Source organism: Streptomyces laculatispora, from assembly GCF_017353455.1.
Lineage (GTDB): Bacteria > Actinomycetota > Actinomycetes > Streptomycetales > Streptomycetaceae > Streptomyces > Streptomyces laculatispora.
In genome coordinates, this window is sequence record NZ_JAFMPZ010000164.1 from 1 (window position 1) to 4,453 (window position 4,453).

5 protein-coding genes and 2 pseudogenes are annotated in these 4,453 nt (G+C 71.3%); 2 read left to right on the plus strand and 5 right to left on the minus strand.

What is annotated here, in order from left to right; translation table 11 throughout:
- Window positions 1-60: 60 nt before the first annotated feature.
- Complete coding sequence (locus tag J1C73_RS09645) at window positions 61-867, minus strand: class I SAM-dependent methyltransferase (RefSeq protein WP_207315964.1); 807 nt, start codon at window positions 865-867, stop codon at window positions 61-63.
- Window positions 864-1,340, minus strand: coding sequence for a hypothetical protein (locus tag J1C73_RS09650; RefSeq protein ID WP_207315965.1), 477 nt, complete (start codon window positions 1,338-1,340; stop codon window positions 864-866). Before J1C73_RS09650 ends, J1C73_RS09645 begins: the two co-directional genes overlap by 4 nt.
- Before the next feature lie 329 nt (window positions 1,341-1,669).
- Between J1C73_RS09650 and J1C73_RS09655 the strand changes: the two genes are divergently transcribed.
- Window positions 1,670-2,827 (plus strand): MFS transporter, encoded by a 1,158-nt coding sequence (locus tag J1C73_RS09655; RefSeq protein ID WP_207315966.1) that lies wholly within the window; start codon window positions 1,670-1,672, stop codon window positions 2,825-2,827.
- 73 nt (window positions 2,828-2,900) lie between these two features.
- Here the strand turns inward: J1C73_RS09655 and J1C73_RS09660 are convergent, their stop codons facing one another.
- The 3 genes and pseudogenes from J1C73_RS09660 to J1C73_RS34655 form a co-directional block, all read right to left on the minus strand.
- Entirely contained in the window at window positions 2,901-3,200 is a 300-nt protein-coding gene (locus tag J1C73_RS09660) for a hypothetical protein (protein ID WP_207315967.1), read from the minus strand.
- Window positions 3,201-3,486: 286 nt separating this feature from the next.
- The gene (locus tag J1C73_RS09665; protein ID WP_207315968.1) at window positions 3,487-3,699 is read right to left on the minus strand and encodes a DUF397 domain-containing protein; all 213 of its coding nucleotides are present in this window, start codon (window positions 3,697-3,699) and stop codon (window positions 3,487-3,489) included.
- Window positions 3,696-4,114 (minus strand): annotated as a pseudogene (locus J1C73_RS34655) (DUF5753 domain-containing protein); the annotation flags it as partial. The pseudogene J1C73_RS34655 and the gene J1C73_RS09665, both read right to left, overlap by 4 nt.
- Before the next feature lie 17 nt (window positions 4,115-4,131).
- Between J1C73_RS34655 and J1C73_RS09670 the strand changes: the two are divergent.
- Window positions 4,132-4,453, plus strand: a pseudogene (locus J1C73_RS09670) (ATP-binding protein); the annotation flags it as partial.

Below are 4,453 nucleotides of genomic sequence, written 5' to 3' on the forward strand. Positions count from 1 at the left end.
GGGCCTCTCGTTTGGATCATGCCGGGCTCGCGGGTTCCGGCATGATCCAAACGAAAGACCCTAGACCCTCCCGTGGGCCAGCAGGGCACGGTGCGGCAGCACCAACTGCCCGTCCACCGAATCGAATTCCTTGCACAGCACGTCGTACTCCCGCTTCGCCGCCGCCACCCCCTCCGGGCCCCGGCTGTTGACCAGCCGGCCGATCGCGGCGACGCCGGCCGCGGCACCGGCCCACCAGTCCTCCGGGTCCGCGCGGTGGTCCCAGGACAGCGGCTCGCTCCGGACGCCCCCGAGCCCGGCCGCCGTCAGCAGGGCGCCCAGCCCTTCCGGGGTGCGCGGGAAGTTGTGCTCCTCGTCGACCGTGGCCAGCCAGGCGGGACGGGTCAGACCGGCAGCCTCCGCGGCCCGTCCGAGCAGCGCCTGTCCGGGGCCGCCGGGTACCTGCCAGATGGTGACGGCGACCCTGCCTCCCGGCCGGGTGATCCGGCGCAGCTCGACGAGCGCGTCCAGCGGCCGGCCCACGTGGTTGAGCACGAAGTTCGCCGCGACCGCGTCGAACTCGCCGTCGGGGTAGGGGAGCTGGGGCAGCGAGCCGGTACGGACCTCGACGCCGGGGGCCGCCCGCCGGGTGGCCGCGACCATGCCGGGTTCGGCGTCCACGGCCCGTACGACCGCGCCCCGGCCGACGGCGGCGACGGTCACACTGCCGCTGCCGCACCCCACATCGAGCAGCCGGGTCCCGCGCCCGGCAGCGGCGGCGTCCAGCAGTGCGGGCACCGTACGGGCGCAGAGACGGGCGAAGGTGCGGGCGTAGCTCTCGGCCCGCCCGTCCCAGATGCGCCGTTCACTCACGTCGAACGCGGTCATGCGGCACCTCCGGCCGGGCCTTGCGGCTCCACTTCGTCCAGGTCCTCGTAGAGCGCGTCCAGAACCCGCCCCGTGGGCCTGCCCTCCGGCGACAGTTCGGCCAGGCACCAGCCAGGCAGCCTCGCCTCGGTCTCGGGCGGGAGATCGCCGTCCGCCGGGTCGGCCAGCCCGTAGAGCAGGCCGAACGCGGTCTCCTTGGCGACCTCCCGGGCTATCTCCCCCAGCTCGCCGGGGGTCAGCCCGAGCCGCAGCGCCCGCTCGACGGCCCCGCCGGCCAGGCCCTCCTTCCGGTAGGCCTCGACCCAGTCGGGCGCCGCCGCGCTCCAGGCGTCGATGTCCTGCCAGACCATGCGCAGGAACCGGTACCGGGCCAGCTGGGGAATGTTCTCCTCGGCCTCCGAGTCGGCCCAGCCCGGCGCGTCGTCGGCGCCCAGCGCTTCGAACAGGCCGGTCAGCTCGTCGATGTCCGTCATGGGTAGGGAAGGTACGCCACCGGCCCCGGCGGAGCGGAACCGCTCCCGCCTCCGGGTCTTCCGATCGAACCGGGCGGCGTTCGCCTCGTCTGCCAGACTGTTCGGATGCTCGCCGGACCCGCCAACGGGCAGTACCTGCTGGGCTCTGCGAGCTCCCCGGCCCGGCGGACGGCACGGGCGTAGCGGTCGGAAGCGGCACGGGAACGGGGACGGGGACGGGGACGGGGCGCATGGTCACGGGCCAGGCGGCTTTACCGGCCGGTTCGGCTGGGTCGGATCGGCCGGCCGGGTCGGCTCGGTGGAGAGGGCCGGCGGTACTCGCTGCCCTGATGCTGGCCGCTTTCACGTTCAACACCGCCGAGAACCTGCCGATCGGCCTCCTGGAACTCATCTCCGAGGGCCTGCACGTGTCCCTGCCGTCGGTCGGCTACCTGGTCACCGGTTACGGCGTGACGGTCGCCGTCGCGTCCTTGCCGCTGGCCCACTTCACGCGGACGATGCCCCGGCGCCATGTGCTCACGGCTCTGCTCGCCGCGCTCGTCGTGTCCAGCCTGGTCGCTGTTCTGGCCGACTCCTACTGGCTGCTGCTCACGGCGCGGCTGCTGACGGCGCTCGCCCAGGCGCTGTTCTGGGCGGTGATGGGACCGGTCGCCGTGGGCCTGTTCCGGCCCGGTGTCCGGGGGCGGGTGGTCGGGGCGCTGTCCGTGGCCGGTTCCCTCGCCCTGGTGCTCGGTGTTCCCGCCGGGACCTGGCTGGGACGGCAGAGCGGCTGGCAGGTGCCGGTCGCGGGAGTGGCGGCCCTGGGGCTCATCTCCCTGGTGACGATCGCCGTCCTGCTGCCCACCTCCCGCCCGGAGGAGGGGCACGCCGCGTACGGAAGCGCCCCCGACACCCGCCGGTTCGCCACCGTCCTGACGGCCGGAATCCTGTCCGCCACCGGGGCGTTCGCGGGATACACGTACATCGTGAAGTTCCTGGGCGACGTGAGCGGGTTCTCCGAGAGCGAGGTCAGTGCCCTGTTCATGGCTTTCGGTGTGGCGTGTCTGGCCGGGGTGAGTATCACCGGAGTGCTGCTGGACCGCTTCCCGAACTCCGTACTGGCCACCGCGATCACCACGCAGGCGGTGGGCATGCTCGGCCTGTACGCGACCGGGAGCGATCCGGTGGCGGCGGTGGTGTTCCTGACGCTGACGGGCGCCGCACTCGGGCCGGTGTTCATGGCCACCCAGAACGAGATGCTGCACTGCGCCCCGGGCCGCACGGACATGGCTCTCGCGGCCAACTCCGGTGGCTACAACGCCGGTATCGCGGCGGGCGCCGCGCTCGGCGGTCTGGTCCTGACGCTGTCCGACGTGCGGGGCACGTTCCTCATGGGCGGCCTGCTGACGGTCGCGGCCTGCGCGGTCCTGCTGGGCGAGCGACTGCTGCCCGGGGGCGCTGCCGAGAAGCCCCGCACGGGCGCTGAGGAACCTGCCGAGGCCGGCTGACGCCACCAATTCCGGCACCGTCGGGGTCGGGTGCCGGCGAGGCGGAAGCCGTCTCTTCCAGCACCCGGCGCTCTCAAGATCCGTCCCATATCCCCAGACGCATGAGCCGACGCTGCCGGAGCCGCTCCAGAAGAACAAACGGTACGAAGACAAATCCCATGGCCAGCCCCCCGAGCGCGGCTTTCCAGAGGTTCTCCGGCTCGGGTGACGACAGCCAGAAGAAGAAGAGCGCGTAGGGAACAGCCATGCAGAAACCGGTGCCGATCGGGTGTCGGGCCGTCCACTTCTGGATCCGAGTCGGACGCCGCTGCCCACCCAGGAGCCGATCCAGAGTCCAGAACGCATCGCTCAGAGACCGCTGCCAGTTCGCCATGGCAGAAGGATAGGGCGACCGATCGGCCGCCCTTGCCCGGCCGAACGCTAACGGCCGAACAGCGGCCCGTCGGCCACCAAAGTTCGTAACTGCCGTCAGTTCTCGGGTTTCTGGCTCACTTTCCGGTGGCGCGTGCGCGGTGAGTGATCCTTCGGGGGTTGACTCGGCGGAGATGTTGCATCAGAGGGTTGATCAGGGGGCTCGCCGGAGCGCCCCGGCGTCCTCGGGGTGCGTCGGCGTCGGCGTCGGCAAGTGAGGACTTCCCATACCGATGCCTCAGCGGGGGTCAGGACCGGGCAGCGGCGTACGCGACGAAGGCGACCCACGCGGCGGAACGGTGGGCGAGGCGGGGGCCCCGGAGGTTCTTGGAGTCGCGGACGTGGACCGTGTCCTGAGTGGTCGCGACCTCGACGCAGTCGTTGCCGTCGCCACTGCTGCTGTAACTGCTCCTGAACCACGCCCGCTCGGCAGCGTCCCCGGCAGAGGGCTTGTCGATCATGACTCTCCCAGTAATTGCTCGATGAAGGCCAGCGACTCCCTCGGCGAGAGAGGGCCTGGGCCCGGATCATCCCATTGCGCAACTCAAGGATCCTGAGCTGCTTCGGTTCGGTGACCGGAGGGCCGCCGAACATCCCCTCGGAACGCCCCACAGCACTGCCGTCGGGGAACTTCAGCACCTCAATCAGCCCACCCGTCCCCGGGTGCTCTTCGCGATGGGTAGGCATCACTTGGATCGATACATTCCTCAACCGCCCCACTTCCAGAAGGCGTTCCAGTTGTCGGCGCCACACCATTGTGCCCCCGACAGGACGGCGCAGCGTCACCTCCTCCTGTACGAAGCTGAGTGACGGAAGCGGGTCACGGTCGAAGATCAACCGCCGGGCCATGCGCGCGGCCACCACACGCTCGATCTCGCCCACGCGCTTTCACCGTGCTGCTCTCCCCCACCCGCCGGGGAGCCCTGCTCGCCCGGCTGCTCACCGTGGCTCATCTCAGCCTCTGGGGGCTGCCCTCCGAGTCGGCCGCGCACATCGTCGCCGGAGCTGGCCACCAACGCCACCGTGGGCGGAGAGGCGCTGTTGCGGATCGAGGTGACCGATACCCGGGGCGATCGCCTGCCCGTCCCGTCCGCCCCCGGGGACGACGCGGAGGGCGGCCGGGGTCTCCTCATCGTCGAGGCGCTCGCCGACCAGTGGGGCGTCATTCCTGGTCCGGTCCCGCGCAAGACGGTCTGGGCGGAACTCGACCAGGAA